18 protein-coding genes and 1 pseudogene are annotated in these 25,415 nt (G+C 68.2%); 12 read left to right on the forward strand and 7 right to left on the reverse strand.

Features of this window, described 5'->3' with window-relative positions:
- The first annotated feature begins 66 nt into the window (after positions 1-66).
- Positions 67-3,111 carry an autotransporter domain-containing protein gene (locus EC839_RS02740; RefSeq protein ID WP_372237632.1) on the forward strand — a complete coding sequence of 1,015 codons (3,045 nt, stop codon included), beginning with the start codon at positions 67-69 and terminating at the stop codon, positions 3,109-3,111.
- Between the two features lie 100 nt (positions 3,112-3,211).
- On the opposite strand, the gene EC839_RS02745 is transcribed toward EC839_RS02740, so the two are convergent.
- From EC839_RS02745 to EC839_RS24835, 3 genes and pseudogenes are all read right to left on the reverse strand, one after another.
- Complete coding sequence (locus EC839_RS02745) at positions 3,212-4,132, reverse strand: substrate-binding domain-containing protein (RefSeq protein WP_132832102.1); 921 nt, start codon at positions 4,130-4,132, stop codon at positions 3,212-3,214.
- A gap of 14 nt (positions 4,133-4,146) precedes the next feature.
- Complete coding sequence (locus EC839_RS24830; protein WP_372237633.1) at positions 4,147-4,860, reverse strand: methyl-accepting chemotaxis protein; 714 nt, start codon at positions 4,858-4,860, stop codon at positions 4,147-4,149.
- A 144-nt stretch (positions 4,861-5,004) separates the two neighbouring features.
- Positions 5,005-6,132: pseudogene (locus tag EC839_RS24835) on the reverse strand (HAMP domain-containing protein); the annotation flags it as partial.
- Between the two features lie 402 nt (positions 6,133-6,534).
- Between EC839_RS24835 and EC839_RS02755 the strand changes: the two are divergent.
- The 6 genes from EC839_RS02755 (at position 6,535) to EC839_RS02780 (ending at position 15,369) form a co-directional block, all read left to right on the forward strand.
- On the forward strand, positions 6,535-6,816 hold the full coding sequence (locus EC839_RS02755) for a hypothetical protein (protein WP_132832104.1): 282 nt from the start codon (positions 6,535-6,537) through the stop codon (positions 6,814-6,816).
- 304 nt (positions 6,817-7,120) lie between these two features.
- Positions 7,121-7,384, forward strand: a complete 264-nt coding sequence (locus tag EC839_RS02760; RefSeq protein ID WP_132832105.1) for a hypothetical protein — start codon at positions 7,121-7,123, stop codon at positions 7,382-7,384.
- 287 nt (positions 7,385-7,671) lie between these two features.
- A complete protein-coding gene (locus EC839_RS02765; RefSeq protein WP_256680907.1) occupies positions 7,672-9,861 on the forward strand; it encodes a TonB-dependent siderophore receptor in 2,190 nt (729 codons plus the stop codon).
- An 83-nt stretch (positions 9,862-9,944) separates the two neighbouring features.
- Positions 9,945-11,192 (forward strand): enterochelin esterase, encoded by a 1,248-nt coding sequence (gene fes / locus EC839_RS02770; RefSeq protein WP_132832106.1) that lies wholly within the window; start codon positions 9,945-9,947, stop codon positions 11,190-11,192.
- 20 nt (positions 11,193-11,212) lie between these two features.
- Positions 11,213-11,419 (forward strand): MbtH family NRPS accessory protein, encoded by a 207-nt coding sequence (locus EC839_RS02775; protein ID WP_132832107.1) that lies wholly within the window; start codon positions 11,213-11,215, stop codon positions 11,417-11,419.
- An 11-nt stretch (positions 11,420-11,430) separates the two neighbouring features.
- Entirely contained in the window at positions 11,431-15,369 is a 3,939-nt protein-coding gene (locus EC839_RS02780) for an enterobactin synthase subunit F (RefSeq protein ID WP_132832108.1), read from the forward strand.
- Here the strand turns inward: EC839_RS02780 and EC839_RS02785 are convergent.
- Genes EC839_RS02785 through fepD form a run of 3 tightly spaced genes read right to left on the reverse strand, consistent with a single transcriptional unit; the run spans position 15,366 to position 18,159 of the window.
- The gene (locus EC839_RS02785) at positions 15,366-16,172 is read right to left on the reverse strand and encodes an ATP-binding cassette domain-containing protein (protein ID WP_132832109.1); all 807 of its coding nucleotides are present in this window, start codon (positions 16,170-16,172) and stop codon (positions 15,366-15,368) included. The two genes, EC839_RS02780 and EC839_RS02785, sit on opposite strands and share 4 nt — an antisense overlap.
- On the reverse strand, positions 16,169-17,167 hold the full coding sequence (gene fepG / locus EC839_RS02790) for an iron-enterobactin ABC transporter permease (RefSeq protein ID WP_132832110.1): 999 nt from the start codon (positions 17,165-17,167) through the stop codon (positions 16,169-16,171). Before fepG ends, EC839_RS02785 begins: the two co-directional genes overlap by 4 nt.
- The gene (gene fepD / locus EC839_RS02795; protein ID WP_132832111.1) at positions 17,164-18,159 is read right to left on the reverse strand and encodes a Fe(3+)-siderophore ABC transporter permease; all 996 of its coding nucleotides are present in this window, start codon (positions 18,157-18,159) and stop codon (positions 17,164-17,166) included. Before fepD ends, fepG begins: the two co-directional genes overlap by 4 nt.
- Positions 18,160-18,285: 126 nt before the next feature.
- Here fepD and entS point away from each other — a divergent pair, with 126 nt between their 5' ends.
- Positions 18,286-19,515, forward strand: coding sequence for an enterobactin transporter EntS (entS, locus tag EC839_RS02800; RefSeq protein WP_132832112.1), 1,230 nt, complete (start codon positions 18,286-18,288; stop codon positions 19,513-19,515).
- A gap of 144 nt (positions 19,516-19,659) precedes the next feature.
- Here entS and fepB read toward each other — a convergent pair whose 3' ends face one another.
- On the reverse strand, positions 19,660-20,628 hold the full coding sequence (gene fepB, locus EC839_RS02805; protein ID WP_132832113.1) for a Fe2+-enterobactin ABC transporter substrate-binding protein: 969 nt from the start codon (positions 20,626-20,628) through the stop codon (positions 19,660-19,662).
- Positions 20,629-20,901: 273 nt separating this feature from the next.
- Here fepB and EC839_RS02810 point away from each other — a divergent pair, with 273 nt between their 5' ends.
- The 4 genes from EC839_RS02810 to dhbA are packed head-to-tail and all read left to right on the forward strand — an operon-like array spanning position 20,902 to position 25,350.
- Positions 20,902-22,089 carry an isochorismate synthase MenF gene (locus EC839_RS02810; RefSeq protein ID WP_256680908.1) on the forward strand — a complete coding sequence of 396 codons (1,188 nt, stop codon included), beginning with the start codon at positions 20,902-20,904 and terminating at the stop codon, positions 22,087-22,089.
- Entirely contained in the window at positions 22,086-23,711 is a 1,626-nt protein-coding gene (locus tag EC839_RS02815; RefSeq protein ID WP_132832114.1) for a (2,3-dihydroxybenzoyl)adenylate synthase, read from the forward strand. The genes EC839_RS02810 and EC839_RS02815 overlap by 4 nt, the downstream gene beginning before the upstream one ends.
- An 8-nt stretch (positions 23,712-23,719) precedes the next feature.
- The gene (locus EC839_RS02820; protein ID WP_132832115.1) at positions 23,720-24,583 is read left to right on the forward strand and encodes an isochorismatase family protein; all 864 of its coding nucleotides are present in this window, start codon (positions 23,720-23,722) and stop codon (positions 24,581-24,583) included.
- 11 nt (positions 24,584-24,594) lie between these two features.
- Positions 24,595-25,350 carry a 2,3-dihydro-2,3-dihydroxybenzoate dehydrogenase gene (gene dhbA, locus EC839_RS02825; RefSeq protein ID WP_132832116.1) on the forward strand — a complete coding sequence of 252 codons (756 nt, stop codon included), beginning with the start codon at positions 24,595-24,597 and terminating at the stop codon, positions 25,348-25,350.
- Positions 25,351-25,415 lie beyond the last annotated feature (65 nt).

The raw sequence follows: 25,415 nt of genomic DNA on the forward strand, positions 1-25,415 counted from the left end.
AACAAGTTGTATCCACAAGCCCAAGGGGAAGCGCTGGTGAAACGTTCAGGTAACAAACCCGTGGTGTTGACGATCGCGTTCGCGGTGTCGCTGTTGGCGCTTTCAGTGCAGGCGGCCAGTCGCTCGGGCAACAACGCCACCAATGGCGTCGATCTGCTATCCGGCTACAACAAGCTCTGGACGCCTGGCGCCAGCTGGAACACCGGCACGCCCACCGCCTTCGGGGCGCCCATCCTGCAGCGCAATATCCAGTACGTGGTCGACCTCGCGAAGACCCGTACTCAGGCCAAGGAGATAGCGGCCTACTACGATGACCGCCGCGACCAGAGCTACAGCCTGATCAGCGGCCTGGGTTCCCTGGCCAATGGCTACCTGGCCGGCTCCGGCGCCTTCACCACCATCCCGGTGTTCGACGCTTCCACCCAGACCACCAAGTACAGCGACAACGGCAATGGTGCCGGCGACGCCAACTCGCAACTGGGCAAGGTGGTGCAGCTGGTCCAGGCGATCCGCAACGATGCCTCCACCACCCCGGCCAAGAACGCCTACCAGTATCCGCGGCCCTGGCGCCAGGCGGGCGTGGACACCGTGCCGCTGTCGTTGCGCCCGGCCCTCAGCACCACGCCGCAGAGCGACGGCGGCTTTCCCAGTGGCCACACCAACGCCGCCTATCTCGCCGGTATCGGCTTCGGCTACGCCGTACCCCAGCGCCTGGGCGAGGAACTCTTTCGCGCCTCGGAGCTGGGCAACAACCGCATCGTCGCGGGCATGCACTCGCCGCTGGACGTGATCGGCGGGCGCATCACCGCCACCTATTTCGCCATCGACAACCTGGTCAACAACGCCCAGCTGCGCGGCGATGCCTTCACCCAGGCGCAGGCCTACTTCGCCCAGCAATGTGGCGGCGACATCAACAACTGCGTGGGCAGGATTGATCCGGCCACCGACCAGCAATCCCAGCATGCCCAGGACAGGGCGCTATATACCGCCCGCCTGACCTACGGCTTCGCCCCCGTCGGCCCGACCAACCTGGCGCCGGTGGTACCGGTCAATGCCGAGGTCTTGCTGGAAACGCGCTTCCCCTATCTCACCGCCAGTCAGCGTCGCGACATCCTGGCCAGCACCGAGCTGTCTTCGGGCTATGCGGTCATCGACGAATCCAACGGCTACGGCCGACTCAACCTGATGGGCGCAGCCGACGGCTACGCCGCCTTCAATGGCAATGTCAGCGTGAACATGGACGCGAGCCAGGGTGGCTTCAGCGCCCGCGATGCCTGGCGCAACGACATCGGCGGCAGCGGCAGCCTGACCAAGAACGGCAGCGGCGAACTCACCCTCAGCGGCTTTAATACCTACAGCGGTGGCACGGTGATCAATGGCGGTACCTTGCGCGGTCATGCCCGGGCCTTCGGCAGCGGCGACATCGCCGACAACGCCACCCTGGTGCTGGATCAGTCGGTCAACGACAGCCTGGCCAACAACCTGCACGGCAACGGCAGTCTGGTGAAGACCGGGGCCGGCTCCCTGAGCCTGACCGGCAACAGTGACTTCTCCGGCACCACCCGCGTCGACCAGGGCCGCCTGGCCATCAACGGCAACCTCGGCAATTCGGCGGTCACCGTCAACTCGGGCGCCACCCTCGGCGGAAACGGCAGCCTCGCCAGCCTGCGCGTGGCCCAGGGCGGTATCCTCGCACCCGGCAACTCGGTGGGCCAGCTCAACGTCAACGGCAACGCCATCCTCGACCAGGGCTCGATCTATCAGGTCGATACCGATGCCAGCGGCCGCGCCGATCGTCTCGTGGCCACGGGCAGCATCACCGTCAATGGCGCCACGCTGGCGCTGGTTTCCAGTCCCTACTGGCAGCCGCTGGGCAACTATCAGCTGCTGAGCGCGGGCACTGGCCTGAGCGGCCGCTTCGGCCAGATCCAGTCCGACTTCGCCTTCCTCACCCCGACCCTGAGCTATGGCGCCAACCAGGCGACCCTGAGCCTGACGCGCAATGGCGTGGCCTTCGCCGACCTGGCCGAGGGCCGTAACGCCCGGGCCGCCGCTGCAGGTCTGGAAAGCGCCGGCGCCGGCAATGCACTCTGGAATCAGGTCGCCGCGACCAATGCCGCGGGCGCTCGGAGCACCTTTCAGAGCCTGGGCAACGAACTGCACGCCTCGACCAAGACCGTGCTGGTGGAAAACAGCCGGCTGGTCCGCAATGCCATGAGCGATCGCCTGAGCGATGCTCAGGACGACCTCCCGTCCAGCTCCGGCATCCAGGGGCTGGCCGGCAGTCGCGAGCGCGGGCTGGTCTGGACCCAGGCTCTCGGCGCCTGGGGCCACAACGATGGCAGCCACGGCGCCAGCAGCCTGGACAGCCACAGCCGTGGCCTGCTGATCGGCAGCGACGTACCCCTGGACGGCGGCTGGCGCGTCGGCGGGCTGGTGGGCTTCGGCCACACCGATCTCGACCTGCGTGGCGAATCCGGCTCGGCGGACAGCACCGACTACCACCTGGGCCTCTATGCCGGCCAGCAGTGGGATGCCCTCAGCCTCAGGCTGGGCCTGGCCCATAGCTGGCACCAGGTTGAGGCACGGCGCAATCTGGCGATCCTCGGCACCGACCAGCGCCTGGCGCCAGACTACGACGCCGGCACCACCCAGGCCTTCGGCGAGCTGGCCTATCGGATCGACGCGGGACGCCTGGATCTTTCGCCCTTCGCCAACCTGGCCCAGGTGCACCTGCAGACCGACGGCTTCCACGAGCGTAGCGGGGCGCTGGACCTGGACAATCCGCGGCAGAACACCGACGTGACCTTCAGCACCCTCGGCCTGCGCCTGGCGAGCAAGCCGCTGGGTGACTGGAAGCTGGTCCCGACTGCCACCCTGGGCTGGCGCCATGCCTTCGGCGATACCATCCCCGAGCATGAAGCGGCCTTCGCCGGTGGGCCGGCGTTCAAGGTGGTGGGGGCGCCCATCGCGCGTGACGCGGCCGTGGTGCGCGGGGCGCTGGACCTGGCGCTGAGCGAGACGGTCTCGCTGGGCCTGGGTTATGACGGACAACTGAGCGGTCGGACCAGGGACCAGGACCTCGACGCGCGACTCAGCTGGCGTTTCTGAATATAGGCGTCCCGAGTGCCCGAGCGAGTTGGGCATCTGGTACTGGGTACTGAAGACGGGCGAGGCCACCGGAGACGGATGGCCTCGCCTGCTTTTCGGGCTAGAAGGACGCCAGGTTGTCCGGCGTGATCAGCTGGAAGGGGACCCGGGTGAGATTGTTGCTGGTGGAGCCATTGGCCAGGCGCAAGGCCATGTCCACCGCGCCCTGACCCTGGCCCTTGGCATCCTGCAGCACGCTGACGGCCAACTTGCCCTCGCGCATCTCCTGCAATCCGTCGGGCGTGCCGTCGATGCCGCCCACCAGATACTTCGCCAGCGGCTTGCCCGCCTTTTCCAGCCCACGGATGGCACCGATGGCCATCTCATCGTTGTTGGCGGCGACGATGTCGAAGGCCACGCCCTTGTCGACCCACTGCAGGACGCGTTCGCTCGCCTCGCTGCGCTGCCAGTTGGCCGAGGCCTTCACCACCACCTGCATGTCGGGGTACTTGGCGACTACCCTCTCGACGCTCTCGGTGCGCAGCTTGGTCGCCGGGTGACCCGGTTCGCCCATGAGGATCGCCACCTTGCCCTTGTAACCGGCGCGGCGGGCCAGCTCCTCCATCTGCATCGTCGCGGCTTCCACCTCGTCGGAGCCGACGAAGCCGGCATAGGCGGGCAGGGGAGAGACGCTGGGGCGGTAGTTGATGAACACCAGCGGCACCTTGCTGCTCATCGCCAGCGACAGCATCTCCTGGGTGTTGCTGTCGTCGATGAGATTGACGATGACCGCATCGACGTGGGCGGCGATCAGGTTGCGGTACTGGCGCAGCTGCAGGGCGCTGTCACTGTTGGCGTTTTCCAGGAAGAGGTCCGCGTCCAGGGTATGGGCGCGCTCCTCGACGTTGTTGATCAGCAGGGTGCGGAAGTTGTCGCGCTTGGAGGTCAGGACGCCGATGAGCGGCGCGTTGGCCTGGGCCAGGTTGACCCAGGTGGCGGCCAGGACGAGACCGGCGAGAAGGCGAAGCTTGGGCTTGAACATGAGTCGGTCCCCGATCAGACACTGAAGCGTTGCAGCAGCTCGCGCTGCCGGCTGGCCATGAGCGAAAGGTCCTCGCTGCTGCGGGCGGCGCTGTCGGCGCCTTCCGCGGCACGGAGCGCGGCGTCGTTGATCTGCACCATCATGCGACTGGTCTCCTGGACGGTGGCGCTCTGTTCTTCGGTGGCGGCGGCGATCTGGGTATTCATCTCGCGGATGGTAACGACCGCCTGACTCATGCTCTGCAGGGCTTGCCGGGCGGAGGAGGCCAGTTGCACGCACTCGCCGGACTGGGCCCGACTCACCCCCATGATTTCCACGACCGAGTGGATCTTCTGCTGCATCTGTTCGATCTGCTGCTGGATCTCGGTGGTGGAGGTCTGGGTACGCCCGGCCAGGGAGCGCACCTCGTCGGCGACCACGGCGAAGCCGCGTCCCTGTTCACCGGCGCGAGCCGCCTCGATGGCGGCGTTGAGGGCGAGCAGGTTGGTCTGCTCTGCGATGTTGCGGATGGCATCGACGATGCCGTCGATGCTCTGGCCATAGCCCTGCAGCTCATCGGTGGCCTGGGCGGCGACCTGGATCTGCCGGGCCTGACGCTGGATGCTGTCGATGGTCTCGGCGACGGTGGTGCCGGTCGTGGTGCTCAGCTCGAAGGTATGGTCGACGGCATCCTTGGTATCGAGGGCGCGCTGGGCCACCTCGGCCACGGTGCTTTCCATCTGGGTCATCGCCGAGGCAGCGGAGCCGAGGCGCTCGGTCTGCTCCTCCACGGCGCGGGTGGTGCTGGCACTGATATCGGCATTGGCCTGGGCGGTACGCCGGAGGTCGTCGGCCGACTGGGTGAGGGTCTGCACCGTGGTCTGCAGCGAGCGGATCAGTTCGTTGAGATAACCGCCCAGCTCGCTGAATTCGTCCTTGCGGCGCACATCGAACTGAACCCGCAGATCGCCGGCCGTGACCTGGCGCAGCGACTCGCGGAAGGCCAGCAGCGGGCGCCGCAGGCCACGCGCGACCCAGACGCCGATGATCAGGGCCGCGCCAATCGCCAGCAGGGCGACGATGGAGAGCACCTGGCGGCTGGTGGCCACGGTAGCATCGGTATCGCTCTTGGCCTGCTGCGCCACGGCCACGGCGCCGGCGCTGAGGGAGCGCAGGGCGTCCAGGGTCGCCTGTAGGGCGGTGCCGGTCCGCTGGCGCTGGGCGTCGAACTGGGCCTCGGCCGTGGCCTGCCGCTGATAGGCCTGGCGCAGGCCATCGGGCGCGGTCATCTCGTGCAGCAGGCGCGTGACCATCACCCCCACGATGCGCGCGCTGCGCTCGTCGATGGCGGCCAGGGCGCGCAGGCGATCGGTGATGACATCCTGCTGCTGGTTGAGCACCACATCCAGCCCTGGCAGATCGAGGCGCGCCGCCTGGGCGGCGAAGGCGGCATAGGTCTTGTCCGTCTCGATCAGCAGCAGCTGGGCGGCGCGGACCGCCGCGGTGGCGCCTTCCGCCTTCTGTTGCGCGCTGTAGGCCTGCAGGTAGCTGGACAGCCGATTGGCCTCCGGCGTGGCATAGCCCTGCAGGGTGCGGGTTTCGCGGCGGATGGCGACCAGCTGGCGGTAGCTGTCGATGAGGGTTTTCGCCTGGTCGCCATAGGCATTGCCCAGCTTCTGCTCCTGATCGAGCGCCCGGGTCAGCTGGTCATGGTCGCGCAACAGCGCCGGCAAGCGCTGGTGCAGCTGCAGATAATCGGCGAACTGCTGCTGGAATTGCCTTTCGCGCGTGGCGATCGCCGCGGCGTCGGTCTCGGCCAGCAGGCCGAGCAGGGTCTGATTGGCCCCCAGCAACTGCACGTTGATCTCGCCGACGGCCTGGCCGAGCGGCGCGGACTGTTCGGTGATGACCGTCAGCCGCTCATGGATGGACTGGGTACTGTTGAAACTCACGGCGACGATGCCCAGCAGCAAGAGCACCAGCAGTGCAATGCCGCCGACCACGCGTTGAAGAATCGTCATGCTGGTTCCCTGCTTTTGTTATAGGTGTCGAGGCAGGAGGCCATCAGCGCCGGGACCTGATCGAGCGTCCCGCTACCTGTCCATGGCCAACGTGCCGTCAGCCTAGTCGCATCACCGGAGTTGCCCGCATCGTCCGCGGACGTGCGGCCTTGGCCAGGCGATCAGCTGTCGTACGTGGTGTCCGGCTTAGCGCCAGAGCCTGCCGTGCCGGCTCGCTCTTTCGGCAAGGCGCAGAGGGTGCACCCTGGCGACCCTCGGCCCGTTACGTCCAGGCATGCGGCGCGCGTTCCGAGGTGACCGCTGTGCGACGGACACCTCAGGTCGCAAAGCCAGCGCGGTGGGCCAGAAACCAACCTGTGCTTCTCCAGGTCCCTGAAAGGTCTCTTTTCTCAGGAATACCCGATGTCCAAAGCTCTGCTGTGCTCCCTCGTATTGGCTACTGCCGCAACCCTGACCGCCTGCGACAAGACCTCCGAAGACCATGCCCAGGACGCCCAGGCGCATAGCCAGAAGGCCCAGGAGAAGGCGGCCGAGGGCAAGGTCGAGCGGGCCTCCCAGGAGCAGGCCAAGGCGCAGGAAGACCGGGTCCAGGCCAATGAAGCCGCGGCCACCGAGGGACGCAGTACGCCCCCCGATTCCGCCGTGCCCGGCTATATCAAGACGCCCAACAAGGAAAATCCCTGAGCAAGGTCTACGTCCCTTGTCGGCCGACAAGGGGCGGATTGGCGCTCTGCTGACGGCCGCTGGGCACGAGGTAGGGCGGCCACTGTTGCCAGTGGCTCGGGCGGATGACGAAGCCCGCTGGCTACCTTGACCTAGGATCCTGGGGCTGATGGTCACGGTGGCGCACTGCCGGGCTTCAAAACGGTGGCCGTCAACGAGCCGACGACAGCTGTCGTCCAGGCGAGCAACGGCTGTTTACATCCGGGCCAGGACGATTAGAGTAGGGAGCCACTTCGCCATCATTCGTCCATCCTCCGGAGCCGCCATGAGCCCTTCGCGACCGATCCACTGGTATCGTGCCCGCAGCACGCTCGAAATCGTCGCCCTGGGCCTGGGCGTCATCGCCCTGGTGGTGGCGCTCGATCAGGGCCTGCGCAACTCGCCCTCCGAGCATCTCGCCGATTATCACGCCTGCAAGGGTGATGGCGGTCTGGCGCGGATGAACGCCATCGGCGAAATCGTCTGCCGGCTGCCCAGCCCGGTGATCGGCCAGGTAGCGGCCAAGACGCCGGCGGTTTCCGGTCTTTAACGACCGCCAGGCTTTTCCCTCCGGCCCGCTCACGGCTGGCCTGTTCCCGTGATTGGACCCTCCCGGTCCGGTCGATCCCTCTTTTTCCGCATCCTTTCCTGATGCCGTCCGGACCTCTGGGCGTGGATCACGGCTGCCTGGCGTTCGCAATGCGAACGGCTATTGCTTAACGTAACATTTGATAATGAGAGTTTTTATCATTTAAAGTGCTGCCCTCGCGCGATGACGCGAACAGCAGCCTTCCAGTGCACGGCGTCGGCTGCAACGCCACGGTCACAAGGATCACCATGAACACCCAAGGAACCCTCTGCCAGCCCGTCCGCCTTCGCCGCGGGGCCTTTCGTCAGTTGCTGCTGATCGGCGCGCTGATCCCCTTTCCGCTGACGGCGCTGGCCGCCACGGTGGCCGAGCAGAACGCCACGGAACTGGACACCCTGACCATCGAAGGCAATCGCCTCTACGACATGGCGCCCTCGGAACAGACCGGCGGCTATACCGTGGATTCGGCGACCGTGGGCACCAAGACGCCGGCGGCCCTGCGCGACATCCCCCAGTCGATCACCTCCTATACCAGCGACTACATCAAGGATCGTAACTTCAACACCCTGGACGAGCTGGCCAAGTCCACCGCCGGCCTGCGGGTGCTGACCAACGACAGCGGGCGTTCCTCCATCTATTCGCGTGGCTACGAATACGACGAATACAACATCGACGGCCTGCCGGCGCCCATGACCAGCATCTTCGGCACCGTGCCCATCCTCTCGCCCTTCGACCGGGTCGAGATCATGCGCGGGCCCTCGGGGCTGTTCAACAGCACCAGCGAGCTGGGCGGCATCGTCAACATGGTGCGCAAGCGCGGCACCGAGGACTTCCAGGGGCACATCACCGGGCGTTACGGCTCCTGGGACACCAACTACCAGGAGATCGACCTGGCCGGTCCGCTCACCGAGAGCAAGAACGTGCGCGGCCGCTTCGTCGCCTCTCGCGCCGATACCAATGGTGAGGTGGACTACAACGCCAACACCGACCAGAGCTATTACGGCGACCTGGACATCGATCTGTCCGACGCCACCCAGATCTCCTTCGGCCTGATCCATCAGGTCAAGAACCTCACCCCGCACAATGGCTATCCCACCGACGCCCAGGGCAATCTGCTGGACTTCAGCCAGTCGCGTTTCCTGGGGGCGGACTGGAACTATTTCGACGGCAAGACCACCGACGGCATCTTCGAGCTGACCCACAGATTCGACAATGGCGGCTATGGGCGCATCGCCGCCCGGGCCTCGCACCGGGAGGCGGACTACCTCTATGCCTTCACCGGCGGGGCGGTGCAGGCCAATGGCAATACCAGCATCCGTGCCAGTACCCGGGACTTCGAGCAGGACGCCTATTCCCTCGACGCCAGCTACAGCCAGCCGTTCGAGACCCTGGGGCAGGTCAGCGAATTCGTCGTGGGTACCGACTACAAGCACTACGACACCGATTACCAGAACGGCAACAGCGTCCTGGGTACGGTCAATGTGAACAGCTATTCGCCGACCCGCTTCGCCAAGCCGGCGCGTGCCTATCAGACCGACTACAGCGGCGAGGATCGCGAATTCGGCCTCTATTCCAAGGTCACCTTCCGCCCCATCGAGCGCCTGGCACTGATCGGCGGCGCCCGCGTCTCCTGGTACCGGGGCGAGGCCTATACCACCACCCTGGCCAGTGGCGCCGAGGCGGGGGAGAGCCAGAAGCATAGCGGCTTCGTCACGCCCTATCTGGGCACCGTCTACGACCTGGATGACTACCACTCCCTCTATGCCAGCTACTCCAAGGTCTACAAGCCGCAGAGCGAGCTGGACGCTCAGGGCAAGGCTCTGGATCCGCGCGAGGGTGACCAGTACGAGGTCGGCATCAAGGGCAGCTATTTCAATGGCGATATGAACGCACGGCTGTCGATCTTCCAGCTGACCGACGAGAATCGTGCGGCCCGGCCCTTCGATGCCAACGGCGTGGCCATCACGGACTATTCCGACAGCTCAGGCAAGACGCGGGTGAAGGGTGCCGAGATCGAGGTCAGCGGCAAGCTCACCGAGCAGTGGGAAATGCTCGCCGGCTACACCTACATGGATACGCAAAACCTCAGCGGCGATGGCAACACGCTGTTCGAAGCCATGCCCAAGCACATGGCCTCGCTGTGGACCAAGTACACCCTGGCGGGTGGTCCGCTGACCGGTCTGAGCATCGGTGGCGGGGTGACCGCCATGAGCGATTTCTCCCAGACCAACCAGACCTCCGGCGTCACCGTCTCCGCCCCGGGCTATGCCACGGTGGATGCCAAGTTCTCCTATCCGGTCACCAAGCAACTGACCGCGACCCTGGACGTGAACAACCTCCTCGACAAGGAATACTGGTCGCGCGTAGGTTCGGTTTCCACCTTCAACTTCCAGGGCCCCTCGCGCAGCGTGATGGTCGGGGCGCGCTACGACTTCTGAGTCCCAGGCCGACCCGGGCAAGGCCCAGGTCGGCCGGCGCGATGCAGGCCATGACGATCCTTGCGACGATGTACCTTGATGCGATGAAAGATCCACTTTTCCAGCGAGACGATGTGGGCAGCGAGCCCTGGTGGCAGGCCGTGGCCTGTCGCGGTACGCCACTGATCGAAGCCACCGCGGGTGGGCGCTATCGCCTGACCTTTGTCTGGCGCGATCCCGAAGGGCTGGCCGGGCGCTCCGCCACCCAGCGGGTCTGGCTCAATATCACCGGGGTCACCGACCATCATCAGCCGGGCCTGCCGCAGAGCCTGCGGCGCCTGCCAGGCACCGATGTCTGGGCCTGGGAGACCGAGCTGGAGGGCGGCTGGCGGGGCAGCTACTGCCTGATCCCCAGCGGGGAGCCGGCGCCTTTCGAGGGCGAGGCTCGACCCGACCTCCAGGGTATCCGCCTCTGGTGGCGCAGCGTCTTTCCCCTGGCCCAGGCCGATCGGCTCAATCCCCGGCGTGCCTGGCAGGGTGGGCGCGGGCTGGCGGTGTCGGGCGTGCACCTGCCGGAGGCGCCTGCCCAGCCGGCCTGGGCGGCCTTCGATGCCGACCGCAGCCTGGCGCCAACGGCCTGGCCGAGTCTGCAACAGTACGAGTGGAAGAGTGCACGGCTGGGCAACAGCCGCCCGGTATGGGTCTTCGCCACCGGCAATACCACCCCTTCAGAGCGACCGCTGGCCATCCTGCTGGATGGCCAGTTCTGGGCGCAGACGATGCCGGTGGGCGCGCCACTGCAGCAGCTTACCGCTGCTGGTCAACTGCCGGAGGCGGTCTATCTGCTGATCGACAACAGCGACCGCGCCCTGCGCAGCAGCGAGTTGCCCTGCAATCCGGCGTTCTGGCTGGCGCTGCAGGAAGAGTTGCTGCCCCAGGTGCGCGTCTGGGCGCCCCATGCGCAAGCGCCGTCCTCGACCGTGGTCGCCGGGCAGAGCTTTGGCGGGCTGGCGGCGCTCTATGCCGCGCTGCACTGGCCGGAGCGCTTCGGCTGCGCCCTGAGCCAGTCCGGGTCCTTCTGGTGGCCGCAGCGTGGCGCGCCGGGACGGCTGCTCGAGGCGCTGGCGAGCGGGCAGGGGAGCACGCACCCCCTGCGGCTGTTCATCGAGGCCGGGTTGCGTGAACCGGCCATCCTCGAAGCCTCCCGGGACTTGGTCCCGCGCCTGCGCGAGCAGGGCCATGAAGTCGACTATCGCGAGATCGATGGGGGCCACGACGCGCTCTGGTGGCGCGGCGGCCTGCTCGACGGCCTGGTCCGCCTCTGGCGACCCCTGGTCGCGCCCGACCGTTAATTTTTCCGCCAGGAGGTCCGATGGACGCTCTCAATCCCTTCGACGATCCCGCCCAGGTGCTGCTGATCCTGTGCAATGCCCAGGGCCAGTGCAGCCTCTGGCCCGAAGCCATGGCCGTTCCCGCCGGCTGGGAACCGGTGTTCGGACCGGCGCCGCGCGCGGCCTGCGACGACTGGCTCGCCAGCCACTGGCGCGATATCCGCCCGGTCGCCTCCCTGCTTTCTTGACTGGAGTTCCTGTGTCCTCTACGCCGCTTTCTCTTTCGCGCGAACTGCCCCTGGTCGCCGCCCAGCCCGGTATCTGGATGGCCGATCAGCTGTCGCCCCACGCCAATGCCTTCGCCGTGGCCCATCTGGTCGAGTTGCGCGGGCCGATCGATGCCCAGGCGCTGCAGGCGGCCATCGTCCAGGGCCTGGGCGAGCTGGACAGCCTGCGGCTGAGGTTCGCCGAGCGCGAGGGCGAGCTGGTGCAGTGGATCGACAGCGACATGGTCATCCCTGCGCCCGAGTGGCTGGACCTGCGCGGGACAGCCGATCCGGAAGGCGCGGCGCGGGCGGCCATCCGCGCCGACCTCGACGGCGACCTGCGGGCCACCAGCGGCGGGCCACTGTGGCTCAACCGGATCTATCAGCTGGGTGACGACCACCTGTTCTGGTACCAGCGCTATCACCACCTGCTGATCGATGGCTATGGCTTCGCCGCCCTGGCCAAGCGGGTAGCGGCCCTGTACAGCGCCGCGGTGCGCGACGAGACGCCCGAGGCTTCGCCCTTCGTCTCCTTTGCCGAGGTGGTGCGCGAATACCAGGATTATCGGCAGTCGGCCGTGCGCGAGCGTGACGAAGCCTTCTGGCGTGAGCGTGGCGCGGCCTTGCCGCCGGCGGTCTCGCTGGCACCCGGTGGCCTGGCGGGACAGGTGCCCACGCCGCGGGTGGTGGAAGCCCGCGCCCGGGTGCCCGCGGCGGTCTTTGCCAGGCTGGCCGAGCAGGGCAGGGCCCAGGGCGTGACGCCGGCCGATCTGGCCGTGGCCCTGGCCGCCACCTGGTTCGCCCGCCTCAGCGGCCAGCCGGCCTTCAGCGCCGGCTTCATCTTCATGAGGCGCATGGGATCGGTGGCGCTCAAATCCGGTGGCGCGACGCTCAACGTCCTGCCCCTGGGGGTGCGTACCGACTCGACCCAGACACTGCCGCAACTCGCTGCCGCGCTGGCCGCCGAACTCAAGAAGGTGCGGCGCCACCAGCGCTACGACGCCGAACAGATCGCCCGCGATCTCGGCCGACCGGGCGATGCCGAGCCGCTGACCGGACCGGTCATCAACCTCAAGCTGTTCGATTTCGCGCTGGATTTCGCCGGGGTGCCGGGCATCACCCACGAACTGGCCTCGGGGCCGGTGCGCGATCTGGAGATCGCCCTCTACCTGGAAGCAGGCGGCGCCCTCGACATCAAGCTGCTGGGCAATGCCGAACGCTACGCCCCCGACCTGCTGCAGGGGCACGCCGAGCGCTTCGGCCTGCTGGCCGGGCAATTCGCCCAGCAGCTCGGCCTCACCCTTGGCGCGGCCGAGCTGCTGGCGCCGGCTGATCGGCGCTGGCTGGACGCGATCAATGCGATCGAACGGCCGCTACCGGCAGCCACCTTGGCGACCCTGCTGGCCGAACAGGCCGCTCGGACACCCGAAGCACCGGCGCTGGCCGACCTGCAGCATGCTTTCAGCTATCGGGAAACCCGCCAGCAGGTGCTGGCTTTGGCCCAGTGCCTGAGCGCGGCTGGGGTAGGGCGGGGCGACATCGTCGCCGTCGCCCTGCCACGCTCGGTGTTCCTGTCCCTGGCGCTGTTGGCGACGATCGAACTGGGCGCGGCCTACCTGCCGCTGGACAGCGGCTATCCCGACGAGCGTCTGCAGCTGATGCTGGACGACGCCCGGCCCCGGGTGCTGGTGACCGATCCCAGTCAACGTGGACGTTTCCCGGGGCTGCGCGAGGATCAAGTGCTGATTCTCGATGCGCCGCTGAAGGGGCTGGACGAAGAGCCGGTGTTCGAAGGGCCGCGCCCCGGTGATCCGGCCTATCTGCTCTATACCTCCGGCTCGACCGGCCGGCCCAAGGGCGTGGTGGTCGGGCATGCGGCCATCGTCAATCGCCTGCTGTGGATGCAGGACAGCTACCCCATCGGCGCCAGCGATACCGTCTTGCAGAAGACGCCGAGCAGCTTCGACGTCTCGGTCTGGGAATTCTTCTGGCCGCTGCTGGTGGGCGCCCGGCTGTACCTGGCGCCGCCCGAGGCCCATCGCGATCCCCTGGCGCTGCAGGAACTGTTCGCCCGCGAACGGGTGACCACGGTGCACTTCGTGCCTTCGATGCTGGCGGCCTTCGTCGCCAGCCTGGACGAGCCGGCCGCGGTCGCCCGCTGCGCCGGCCTGCGCCAGGTGTTCTGCAGCGGCGAGGCGCTGCCCACGGAACTGGCCCGCACCTGGGAGCGCCGGGTCGGCGCGCCCCTGCACAATCTCTACGGCCCCACCGAGGCCGCGGTGGATGTCTCCTATCATCCGGCTCATGGCGCCGCCCTGGCGGCCGTCACTGGCAGCAGCGTGCCCATCGGCAAGCCGGTGTGGAACACCGGGCTGCACATCCTCGACGAGCGTCTGCGCCCGGTACCGCCCGGTGTGGCGGGCGAGCTCTATCTGAGCGGGGTGCAACTCGCCGATGGCTACCTCGGCCGTCCCGAGTTGACCGCCGCGCGTTTCATCGCCGCGCCGGACGGGCAGGGCGAGCGCCTCTATCGCACCGGCGACGTGGCGCGCTGGCTGCCCGAGGGCGTCGTCGAATACCTGGGCCGCAGCGACGACCAGGTCAAGCTGCGCGGGCAGCGTATCGAACTGGCGGAAATCGACCACGCCCTGCTGGCGCTGCCCGGCGTGGCCCAGGCGGTCACCCATGCCCGGGTGCTGAGCGAGGCGGCCACAACCGCCGGCGGCGATGCCCGCCAGCTGGTCGGCTATCTGGTCGCCCAGCCGGGCGCCGCACTGGACCTGGAGCGCTTGCGCGCGCGCCTGGGCGAAAGTCTGCCGCCGCACCTGGTGCCGGTGGCGCTCGTCGAGCTTGAGGCCTTGCCCCTGGGCGCCACCGGCAAGCTGGATCGCAAGGCCCTGCCGGCGCCCCAGGGCGTGGCCAGGGCCACCAGCCGACCCCTGGCGCCGGGGCTGGAAAGCGATCTCGCGGCAGCCTTTTCCGAGGTGCTCGGCTGCGCCATCGTTGGCGCGGACGATGACTTCTTCGCCCTGGGCGGCCATTCGCTGCTGGCCATGACCCTGGCCGCCACGCTGCGCCGGCGCCTGGGGCGGCCGGTGTCCATTGGTCAGATCATGGTGGCCTCCAGCGTCGCCCGCCTGGCGCGGCAGCTGGAACAGGATGCGGCCAGCGCGACCCGCGCCGGCTTCGAGACTCTGCTGCCGCTGCGCCCGGGCGACGGCCCGACGCTCTTCTGCTTCCATCCGGCCTCGGGCTTCGCCTGGCAATTCAGCGTGCTGGCGCGGCACCTGGATCCGCGCTGGTCGTTGCTCGGCATCCAGTCGCCACGTCCGGACGGTCCTCTAGCCCAGGGCGTCGACCTGGAAGCCGTCATCCAGCGCCATCTGCGTACCCTGCGCGAGGTGCAGCCGCAGGGTCCCTATCATCTGCTCGGCTATTCCCTGGGCGGCACCCTGGCCCAGGGCCTGGCGGCACGGTTGCAGGCGGCGGGGGAGCAGGTCGCCTTCCTCGGTCTGCTCGACACCTATCCACCGGAAACCCAGAATTGGCAGGAGCGCGAGGGCGTGCGCGAGCTGGACCCGGCGGTGCTGGCCGAGGTCGATCGTGAGCGCGAGGCCTTCCTGGCGGCCCAGCAAGGCCTGGCCGATCCGGCACTGGGGGAGGGGGCGGAGCTGTTCGCCACCATCGAGGGCAACTACGCCGATTCGGTGCGCCTGCTGGCCACGGCGCGCAGCGCGCGTTTCGATGGTGAGGCCCTGATGTTCGTCGCCCGGCGCACCTTGCCGGCGGGAATGGACGTCAAGGCCACCTGGGCGCCCTGGATCACCCGCCTGCAGGCTCACGAGGTGGACTGCGCCCATGTCGACATCATCGCCCCGGCCCAGCTGGCGCAGATCGGCCCGGTGCTCAATCGGGCGTTGAAGGCGCTCTAGCGCGCCGAACGCCGCGCCAGGGGCACCACCATGGGTGTCCCGGCTACCGGGTCGTCGATGATCAGGCAGTCCAGGTCGTAGACCGCCTTGATCAGCGCGGGGGTGATCACGTCGCGCGGGCGGCCGGAGGCCAGCACCTTGCCGTCGCGCATGGCCACCAGGTGGGTGGCGTAGCGGCAGGCGTGGTTGAGGTCGTGCAGCACCATCACCAGGGTGTGGCCCTGCTGGCGATTGAGGTCTTCCAGCAATTCCAGCAGGTCGATCTGGTGGGTGATGTCGAGCCAGGTGGTGGGCTCGTCGAGCAGCAGCAGCGGGGTTTCCTGGGCCAGGGCCATGGCGATCCACACCCGCTGGCGCTGGCCGCCAGAGAGGGTATCCACTGCCCGGTCGGCCAGCTCGAAGACGCCGGTGGCCTGCATGGCGTGCGTCACGGCGCGCTCGTCGTCGGCGCGCACGCCGCCGAACAGCGTCTGGTGCGGATAGCGCCCGCGGGCCACCAGATCGCGCACCGAGATGTCGCCCGGCGCCTGGGAGCTCTGCGGCAGCAGGCCCAGGCGGCGGGCCACCTCCTTGGTGCGATAGCTCTGGATCGCCTGGCCGTCCAGCCAGACCTGGCCCTGGCTGGGCGCCAGCAGCCGGCTCAGGGTGCGCAGCAGGGTCGACTTGCCGCAGCCGTTGGGGCCGATGATGACCGTCAGCTCGCCATCGGGGATGGTCAGCGACAAATTCTCGGCGATCAGCTTGCGGCCGTAGCCCAGGGTCAGGCGCTCGGCGTGCAGGCGCGAAGCGGGGGCGTCGTTCATGAGCGGCGGGACTCCCAGATGAGCAGGCCGATCAGGTAGAGCCCACCCAGGCTCACCGTGACCAGGCCGACCGGCAGGACATAGGGCAGGAACAGGCGCTGGGCGAGCAGATCCGCACCCAGCAGCAGCACCGCCCCGGTAAGGGCGGCGGCGGGCAGCGCCAGGCGCTGGGTGCCGGTCAGGCGGCGGGCGATCTGCGGCGCGGCCAGGGCGATGAAGGAGATCGGTCCGGCCACCGCGGTGCCGGCGGCGGTGAGCACCACGCCCAGGCCCAGCAGCGACAACCGGGTGCGCTCCACCGGCACGCCCAGGGCGCAGGCGGTGTCGTCGCCCATCTCCAGCAGGAACAGCCGGCGGCTCAGCGCCAGGCTGGCAGCACCCGCCAGCAGGATGAAGACCACCGCCGGCCAGGCCTTGGCCCAGGTGATACCGTTGAGCGAGCCGGCGCTCCACAGGCCGGCGCTGAAGGCGGCTTCCAGGGAGGCGTGGACGATCAGCCAGGTGTTGAGCGCCATCAGCAGGGCGCGCACGCCGATGCCGACGATGATGAGTCTCAGGGTATCCACGCCGCTGCCGCGCCAGGTCAGGGCATAGACCAGGGCCGCGCTGAGCAGGCCGCCGATCAGGGCGGCGGTGGTGCTCCAGAGGATGCTGGCCTGGAACAGCACCAGGGCGACCAGTACGCCGCTGTAGGCGCCGGTGTTGAAACCCATGATGTCCGGGCTGCCGAGGGGATTGCGCAGCAGCGACTGGAACAGCGCCCCGCTCAGGCCCAGGGCGGCGCCGATCAGCAGCGCCAGGGCCACCCGTGGCAGGCGCCATTGAGTGACCACCAGTTCGATGCCGCGCGGGGCCTCGCCGAGCAGGGCAGCCAGCACCTGGGCGGGACTCAGGGCGAGGCTGCCGCTGCCCAGGGCGAACAGGGCCAGCAGCAGGCCGCCGCCAAGCAGGGCGAGCAGCACGCCAGGCAGGCGCAGGCGACCGGGGCGGTTCATGCTCGGCCTCCCTGGCGCTGACGGCGGGCCAGCCAAATCAGCAGGGGTGCGCCGAGGAAGGCGGTCACCACCGAGACGCGCAACTCGTTGGTGACCAGCAGGCGGCCGACGATGTCGGCGGTCAGCAGCAGGCTGGGGGTGAACAGCAGGACGAAGGGCAGCAGCCAGCGATGGTCCTCGCCGATGGCCCAGCGACCCAGGTGCGGCACCATCAGGCCGACGAAGGCGATGGGGCCGACCGCGGCCGCGGCGGCCCCGCAGAGCAGGGTGATGGTCAGCAGACCGAGCAACTGGGTCTGGCGGACCCGGGTGCCGAGGGCCACGGCCAGATCGGTGCCCAGGCTCAGGGCATTGAGCGCCGGGGCCAGCAGCAGGGCGATCGCCACGCCACCCAGCACCGGTAGGCTGGCGCTGCGCAAGAGGTCGAGCTGGCGCACATCCAGGGAGCCGAATTGCCAGAATCTCAGCTGATCGTAGACCTGGGGATCGAGCAGGGCGATGCCCGAGCTGACGCCTTCGAGCATGGCGCCCAGGGCCACCCCCACCAGCACCAGACGCATGGGGTTGAAGCCGCCACCACCGGCGATGCCGGCCAGCAGTACCACCAGGCTGGCCAGCAGGGCGCCGCCGAAGGCGAAGCCCAGGTACTGCTCGGGACCGCTGGCACCGAACAGGGCGATGCCCAGCACCACGGCGAAACTGGCGCCGGCATTGACGCCGAGGATGCCCGGGTCGGCCAGGGGATTACGCGTCAGCGCCTGCATCAGGGTGCCGGCCACGCCCAGCGCCGCACCGGCGAGCAGCCCGGCGAGGGTGCGCGGTAGTCGCGCCTCGCGCACGATCAGGCAGGCCGGCTCGCTGCAGCCGTGCCCCAGTGCCTGCCAGACATCGGTCAGCGGGATGGCGGTAGCGCCAAGCGCCAGGCTGGCAGCCATCACCAGGAGCAGCAGGACAGCGGCGCAGCCGAGGATGAAGAGGCGGCGCCTGGTCATCCGCGACGACCGACGGGGAGGGAAGTGGATGAGAACAAGGCGTATTAACACATGATAGTCTGTATTACATGCTAACAGCCTTGCCCCGGCGGCTCGATAGCGTTCCCTGTGTTTTTCCGGTGATTCATGTCCAAGACGTCCTTCCTGCTCGACTTCGGCCTGCTCAGGTCCCACGCCGCCTTTCGCACCCTGTTCATCGCCCGCCTGGTCTCAGTGCTGTCCCTCGGCCTCCTGGCCGTGGCGATCCCCATCCAGGTCCAGGCGCTGACCGACTCGCCGCTCAAGGTGGGCCTGGCGCTGAGCATGGCCGGCATCGGCATGTTCGTCGGCCTGCTCACCGGCGGGGTACTGGCCGACCGCCTGGAGCGCCGCCGGCTGATCCTGGCCGCGCGCTCCATCTGCGGGCTGGGCTTCATCGGGCTGGCGGTCAATGCCAGCCTGCCCGAGCCGTCGCTGACCGTCATCTATCTGCTGGCGCTGTGGGACGGCTTCTTCGGCGCCCTGGGCGTCACCGCGCTGCTGGCGGTCACGCCGATCCTGGTCGGCCGCGAATCCATGGTGCAGGCCGGCGCCCTGAACATGCTCAGCGTGCGCGTGGCCGCCATCGTCGCGCCGCCACTGGGCACCCTGCTGATCGCCCAGAGCGGCGTGGCCTGGAACTATGGCCTGACCGCCGGCGGTACCCTCATCACCCTGCTGGTGCTCTTGCGCCTGCCGCCGCTGCCCCCGCCGGAACAGCCACGCGAAACGCCCTGGCAGGCCCTGGGCGGCGGCATCGCCTTCCTGTTCGAGAATCGCCTGCTGGGGGCGGTCGCCCTGGTCGGCGCCCTGGTCACCATGGCCAATGCGGTGCGGGTGCTCTATCCGTCGCTGGGCGAGCACTGGGGGCTGGATACTGGACACCTGGGCTGGCTCTATGCCGCCGCGCCCCTGGGCGCGGCTATCGGGGCCCTCACCAGCGGTCGACTGAACCAGGCGCCGCGCCCGGGACGTACCCTGCTGATGACCGCGGTGGCCACCTTTCTGGCGGTGGCGGTCTTCGCGCTGCTGCCCGGCTTCTGGCTGTCAGCGCTGTGCCTGGTGCTGTTCGGCTACCTGGGCGCGCTCAATTCCCTGGTGCAGTACGCGCTGATCCAGCGCCTGACCCCTGATCGCCTGCTGGGTCGCATCAATGCGCTGTGGACGGCGCAGAATATCGGCGGTGAGGCCATCGGCGCGGCGCTGTTCGGCGGTCTGGCTAGCCTGATGCTGCCGGCGCAGGCGGCCTGCGTCTTCGGCTTGGTCGCCACCGCGGTGGCTGCCCTCTGCTGGGCGCTGGCCCGCGGTCTGCGCCGGGCGGAAAGCCTCGGCGCCTGATGCGCTTTGACTCCCCTGCGTAGCGTGGAAAATTGCGCAGCGTTTTCCACTGGGGCTCATGGCATGGATAGGTGGACAAGGCTGCGCCGTTGTCCACGCTACGGTGCTCAAGGTCTGGCGTAGCGTTCTCCACGATTGCCCGGTTCAGGGCTTGGTGTAGCGCTGTTCCAGGCGATCCAGCAGCAGGTTGGCGCTGTAGGGGTCCAGGCGGAAGGTCTCGGCGCCCAGGGCTTCCACGCGGTTGTCCTTGACCGCCGGCAGGTGGGCCAGCAGCGGATTGCCGCGTACCGCCGCGGCTTCCTTGGCATCCGCGGCGAACAGCAGGAAGGTCTGGCCCGTGAGGCCGGTGGCGACGTTCTCGCCGGCGAGCTGGAGGATGTCGTGGCGCTGCCCCTGGCTATGGCCGGTCTCCAGGCCCGCCGGCAGCGTCGCCAGTTTGAAGCCCAGACTTTCCAGCAACTGGCCCTGGGAAGAGGCGGCGGTCCAGAGATTGGCCTGGCGCGTGGCCGGGTTGTAGACGAAGGCGGACACCGGTTGCGGCGGCAGCTGCAGGCGCCCCTTGAGATCGGCGACGCGCCGGTCGAAGTCGGCCACCACCTTGCTGGCCGCGTCCTCGCGGCCGGTGGCCTGACCGAGCAGCTCCACCACCTGCTGCCAGCTACGATTGTCGTAACCCACCACCAGCACCGGGGCGATGGCCTGGAGTTGCTCGACCAGGCGCAGCGCCGAGTCGTTGCCGGCGGCGCTGACCAGGATCAGGTCCGGCGCCTCGGCGGCCACGGCTTCGGCATTGGCCTCGCCGATGTACAGCCGCTTCATGTCGCGCTGCCTGGCGACCACACCCCACTGGCGCAGGAAGCCCTGGTCGTCAGCGAATCTGTTGTTGGGCGAGGTGGCGCCACTGGCCACCACTGGCGCGCCGATGGCGAGCAGGGAGCCGGTGAGGGTGACGCTGGTGGAGACGATGCGCTGCGGCTTGGCGGGCAGGGTCACCTGGCTGCCGTCGGCGCTGATCTGCCGGGGCCAGTCCGCCGCCTGAGCGGTGCCGCCCAAGGCCAGGGTGGCGACAGCCAGAGTGGTGAGAATGCGAAACACTGACGACAAGCTGAACATGGACGCCTTCCAGTTGTAAGATAATCACTCTCATTTTCAAAGAACCACTCCTGGGCAGCAAGTCGTTCCGTTCCTGTAGCCGACAGGGCTATGGGAAGAGGCTCGGATCCGGTACCAGCCGGCGCTCTGCCCAGTGGAGATTCATTAGAAATTTCAAGGGGTTGCTGGCCTTTCGGAGAGATCGTTCGGTACCTAACGAATTGACTTTCCGGCAGGCAACCTTTAGCTTCTGCTTATTGATAAGCATTATCATTCGTGTAGAGGTCCATCGAAATGACGAGCAAGAGGGCTGAGGTGGTCGGCGACGTCGCTGCCGATCGTCGGGAACAGACCGCGTTCCTGTTCCAGTCGGGTGATCGCGTCCTGCAGGGGCGGGGTATCTGTGCCCGGGTCGAGACACCGGCCAGCGGCGGCGCGCACCGGGACAGCCTGTTCCTGCACGCCGTGGACGAGGCCTTCGCCCGAGCCCGCCAGGCCGGCATCGCCGAGCCGGTGATCATGGGTGCCATTCCCTTCGATACCAGCAGGCCCTCCTGCCTCTATGTGCCCCGGGAACATGCCTGGACGGCGCGCCCGGCGCCGGTCAGCAGCGCACCGGTGGCCCCGGCGCAGGTGCGCGAGGTACGCAACCTGCCCAGTGCGGATGGCTTCTGCCTGGCGGTGGAGGAGGCCATCGAGGCCTTCCGCCGCGGCGAGCTGAGCAAAGCGGTGCTGTCGCGTATCCAGGAGATCCACCTGGCCGAACCCGCCGACGTGGAGGCCATCCTCGCCAACCTGGCGCGGCAGAATCCCACCGGCTATCAATTCCGCATCCCCACCGCCGAGGGTGGCGAGCTGGTCGGGGTCAGTCCCGAGTTGCTGGTGCGCAAGCAGGGCGCCCAGGTCCATACCAATCCCCTGGCGGGTTCGGCCAGGCGCCGCGCCGATCCGCAGGACGACCAGCGCATCGCCCGCGAATTGCTGGAGTCCAGCAAGGACCACTACGAGCACCGCCTGGTGGTCGAGGACATCCGCCAGCAGCTGGCGCCGCTGTGCAGCCGACTGAACGTCCCCGAAGGCCCCTCGCTGCTCAGCACCAACGCCATGTGGCACCTGTCCACCGCCATCGACGGCGAGCTGGCGGACAGTCGTACCTCGGCGCTGCAACTGGCCTGCCGCCTACATCCGACCCCGGCGGTCTGTGGCTTTCCGACGGCCGCGGCGCGCCAGCTGATCCAGCGCATCGAACCCTTCGATCGTGGCCTTTTCACTGGCATGGTCGGCTGGTGCGATGCCCAGGGTAACGGCGAGTGGGTGGTCACCATCCGCTGCGGCACGGTGCAGGGCGACTGGCTGCGGCTGTTCGCCGGCGCCGGCATCGTCGAAGCCTCTGACCCCGCGGCGGAGTGGGCCGAGGTCACCGCCAAACTGGGCACCATGCGTGCCGCCTGTGGATTGTTCGACGAGGAGAACCCCACGTGAGTCTGGAATTCACCCCCTGGCCGGAAGACCTGGCGGCGCGTTATCGCGCCCTGGGGTACTGGCTCGACCTGCCGATGACCGAGATCCTGGCGCGCAGCCGCGCAGCCCTGCCGGATGCGCCGGCGATCCTCTGCGGCGAGCGCCAGCTGAGCTATGCCGAGCTGGACGAGCGCTCCAGTCGCCTGGCCGCCCACCTGCAGGCCGCCGGGCTGCGTCGCCACGACACGGCTCTGGTGCAGCTGCCCAACGTGGCCGAGTTCTATGTGGTGTTCTTTGCCCTGCTCAAGGCCGGCATCGCCCCGGTCAATGCGCTGTTCAGCCACCAGAAGCTGGAGCTCCTCGCCTATGCCCAGCAGATCCAGCCCCGGCTGCTGATCGCCTCCCGCGAGCACAACCTGTTTCGCGACGACAACTTTCTCGCCGAGTTGCGCGACGTGGCGCCGGGCCTCGGCGAGGTGCTGCTGGATGGCGCCGACGATGCGCGCAGCCTGCAGCAGCGCCTGGATACCCCGCTGGACGGTTTTCGCCTGACCCCCACCGCCGGTGGCGAGGTGGCCTTCTTCCAGCTCTCCGGGGGCAGCACCGGCACGCCCAAGCTGATCCCGCGCACCCACAACGACTACTACTACAGCCTCAGACGCAGCGTCGAGATCTGCCGCCTGAGCCCGGCGACGCGCTTTCTCTGCGCGCTGCCGGCGGGCCACAACTACACCCTCAGCTCGCCCGGCGCCCTGGGCGTCTTTATCGCCGGTGGCTGCGTGGTCATGGCCCGCGATCCCGAGCCGCTGCGCTGCTTCGCGCTGATCGAGCGCCATCAGGTGGACTGGGTGGCCCTGGTGCCACCGGCAGTGGCGCTCTGGCTGCAGGCCGCGGCCGCACCCGAGCAGCGTGCGCGACTCGCCAGCCTGCGCGTGGTGCAGGTGGGTGGTGCCAGCTTCGCCGAGGCCCAGGCCCGCCGCGTGCCCGCGGAACTGGGCTGCCAGTTGCAGCAGGTGTTCGGCATGGCCGAAGGCCTGGTCAACTACACCCGCCTGGACGACGAGCCCGAGCGCATCTTCACCACCCAGGGCCGGCCCATGAGTCCGGACGACGAGGTGCGCATCACCGACGAGGACGGCAATCCCGTACCCGACGGCGAACCCGGCCTGCTGTCCACCCGCGGCCCCTACACCTTCCGCGGCTACTACCGCAGTCCCGAGCACAACGCCCAGGTGTTCGACGCCGAGGGCTTCTATTTCTCCGGTGACGTGGTTCAGCGTGATGCCGCCGGCTACCTCAAGGTGGTCGGGCGGGTAAAGGACCAGATCAACCGTGGCGGGGAGAAGATCGCCGCGGCCGAGATCGAGGGCCTGCTGCTGCGCCATCCCGGCATCACCCACGCGGCCCTGGTCGCCATCGCCGACGACTTGATGGGCGAAAAGAGCTGCGCCTGCCTGGTGGTGAGCGATTCGGCGCTCAAGCCGGTGGCGCTGCGCCGTTACCTGCGCGAGCAGGGCGTGGCCGAGTACAAGTTGCCCGACCGTTTCCAGTTCCTTGACCAGCTGCCGCTCACCGCCGTCGGCAAGATCGACAAGCGCCGCCTGCGCGAGCAGCTGCAGACCCCATCCACCGAGCGTCCCTAAGGTTTCCCATGGCTATTCCCCGTCTTGCCTCCTATCCCTTGCCCCAGCCCGACGGCTTTCCCGCCAACAAGGTCGACTGGACGCCCGTGGCCGATCGCGCCGTCCTGCTGATCCACGACATGCAGCGCTATTTCGTCGAGTTCTATGGCGACGACAGCCCGCTGATCGACCAGGTGGTGGCCAACATCGCCGCCTTGCGCGCCTGGGCCGACGCCCAGGGCGTGCCGGTGGTCTACACCGCCCAGCCCACCGACCAGCCGCCGGCCGATCGCGCCCTGCTCAACGACATGTGGGGGCCGGGCCTGACCCAGGCCGATCCCGCTCTGCAGCAGGTGGTGGACGCACTGGCGCCCAAGGACGGTGACGTGGTGCTGACCAAGTGGCGCTACAGCGCCTTCCACCGTTCCAACCTGCAGGACCTGATGACCGAATGGCGGCGCGATCAGCTGATCGTCTGCGGCGTCTATGCCCACATCGGTTGCCTGACCACCTGCACCGATGCCTTCATGAGAGACATCCAGGCCTTCCTGATCGGCGACGCCGTGGCCGACTTCAGCGAAGAAGAGCACCGCATGGCGCTGCGCTACGTGGCCACCCGCTGCGGCAGCACCCTGAGCACCGCCCAGGTCACCGGCGCGGGTGCGGCCGTGCTCGACGAAGCCTGGCTGCGCGCCCAGGTCCAGCCACTGCTGGACGCCGATGACGAAGAACCGGCGCTGGACGACAACCTCACCGACTTCGGTCTGGATTCGGTGCAGGTCATGACCCTGGTGGGCGAGTGGCAGAAGCGCGGCCTGCCCGTGACCTTTGCCGATCTCGCCGCCCAGCCGACCCTGCAGGGCTGGCTGGACCTGCTGCGCGCGCGCGCCTGAGGAATCTGCTGATGACGCAACTGGATTTCACCGGCAAGCGCGTCTGGGTGACCGGCGCGGGGCAGGGCATCGGGCTGCAGGTGGCGCGGCGCTTTCAGGAAGCGGGCGCCGAGGTGATCGGTCTCGACCGGCAATTCGCCGAGGACAGCTATCCGTTCCGCACCCAGTTGCTGGACGTCGCCGACGCGGCTCAGGTGGAGGAAGTCTGCCAGTCTCTGCTGGCGGAAGAACGCCGCCTGGACGTGCTGGTCAATGGCGCCGGCGTGCTGCGCCTGGGCACCAGCGACAGCCTGAGCCTGGACGACTGGCAGGCGCTGCTGGACGTCAACGTCTCCGGTCCCTTCTACCTGTTCCGCCAACTGGTGCCGCTGTTCAAGGACCAGGGCCGGGGCGCCATCGTCAACATCGCCTCCAACGCCGCCCATGTGCCGCGCCTGCAGATGGCCGGCTACTGCACCTCCAAGGCGGCGCTGGTGTCCCTGAGTCACTGCGTGGCCCTGGAACTGGCCGGGTCGGGCGTACGCTGCAACGTGGTCTCGCCGGGATCCACGGCGACCCCCATGCTGGCCGGCATGCTCGGCTCGCCGGAGGGTTATCAGCGCCTGGTGGACGGTCTGCCGGAGGACTTCAAGCTGGGCATCCCGCTGCGCAAGATCGCCCAGCCCGACGAGATCGCCAATACCGTGCTGTTCCTCGCCTCGGATCTGGCCAGCCATATCACCATGCAGGACATCGTGGTGGACGGCGGCGCGACCCTGGCGGCGTGATAGCCGCGTAAGTTGGGTTGAGCGATAGCGAAGCCCAACATTGATTACCAGTTAAAGCAATCGCG

The sequence above is a fragment of the Pseudomonas sp. JUb52 genome (genome assembly GCF_004341115.1).
GTDB lineage: Bacteria > Pseudomonadota > Gammaproteobacteria > Pseudomonadales > Pseudomonadaceae > Chryseomonas > Chryseomonas oryzihabitans.

Coding starts and splice junctions, on each gene's coding strand:
- fes (WP_132832106.1), top strand. CDS start 9,945: ATGAAAGATCCACTTTTCCAGCGAGACGATGTGGGCAGCGAGCCCTGG.
- EC839_RS02785 (WP_132832109.1), bottom strand. CDS start 16,172: ATGAACGACGCCCCCGCTTCGCGCCTGCACGCCGAGCGCCTGACCCTG.
- EC839_RS02775 (WP_132832107.1), top strand. CDS start 11,213: ATGGACGCTCTCAATCCCTTCGACGATCCCGCCCAGGTGCTGCTGATC.
- fepD (WP_132832111.1), bottom strand. CDS start 18,159: ATGACCAGGCGCCGCCTCTTCATCCTCGGCTGCGCCGCTGTCCTGCTG.
- EC839_RS02810 (WP_256680908.1), top strand. CDS start 20,902: ATGACGAGCAAGAGGGCTGAGGTGGTCGGCGACGTCGCTGCCGATCGT.
- EC839_RS02765 (WP_256680907.1), top strand. CDS start 7,672: ATGAACACCCAAGGAACCCTCTGCCAGCCCGTCCGCCTTCGCCGCGGG.
- EC839_RS24830 (WP_372237633.1), bottom strand. CDS start 4,860: ATGACCCAGATGGAAAGCACCGTGGCCGAGGTGGCCCAGCGCGCCCTC.
- EC839_RS02820 (WP_132832115.1), top strand. CDS start 23,720: ATGGCTATTCCCCGTCTTGCCTCCTATCCCTTGCCCCAGCCCGACGGC.
- EC839_RS02745 (WP_132832102.1), bottom strand. CDS start 4,132: ATGTTCAAGCCCAAGCTTCGCCTTCTCGCCGGTCTCGTCCTGGCCGCC.
- dhbA (WP_132832116.1), top strand. CDS start 24,595: ATGACGCAACTGGATTTCACCGGCAAGCGCGTCTGGGTGACCGGCGCG.
- entS (WP_132832112.1), top strand. CDS start 18,286: ATGTCCAAGACGTCCTTCCTGCTCGACTTCGGCCTGCTCAGGTCCCAC.
- fepG (WP_132832110.1), bottom strand. CDS start 17,167: ATGAACCGCCCCGGTCGCCTGCGCCTGCCTGGCGTGCTGCTCGCCCTG.
- fepB (WP_132832113.1), bottom strand. CDS start 20,628: ATGTTCAGCTTGTCGTCAGTGTTTCGCATTCTCACCACTCTGGCTGTC.
- EC839_RS02755 (WP_132832104.1), top strand. CDS start 6,535: ATGTCCAAAGCTCTGCTGTGCTCCCTCGTATTGGCTACTGCCGCAACC.
- EC839_RS02760 (WP_132832105.1), top strand. CDS start 7,121: ATGAGCCCTTCGCGACCGATCCACTGGTATCGTGCCCGCAGCACGCTC.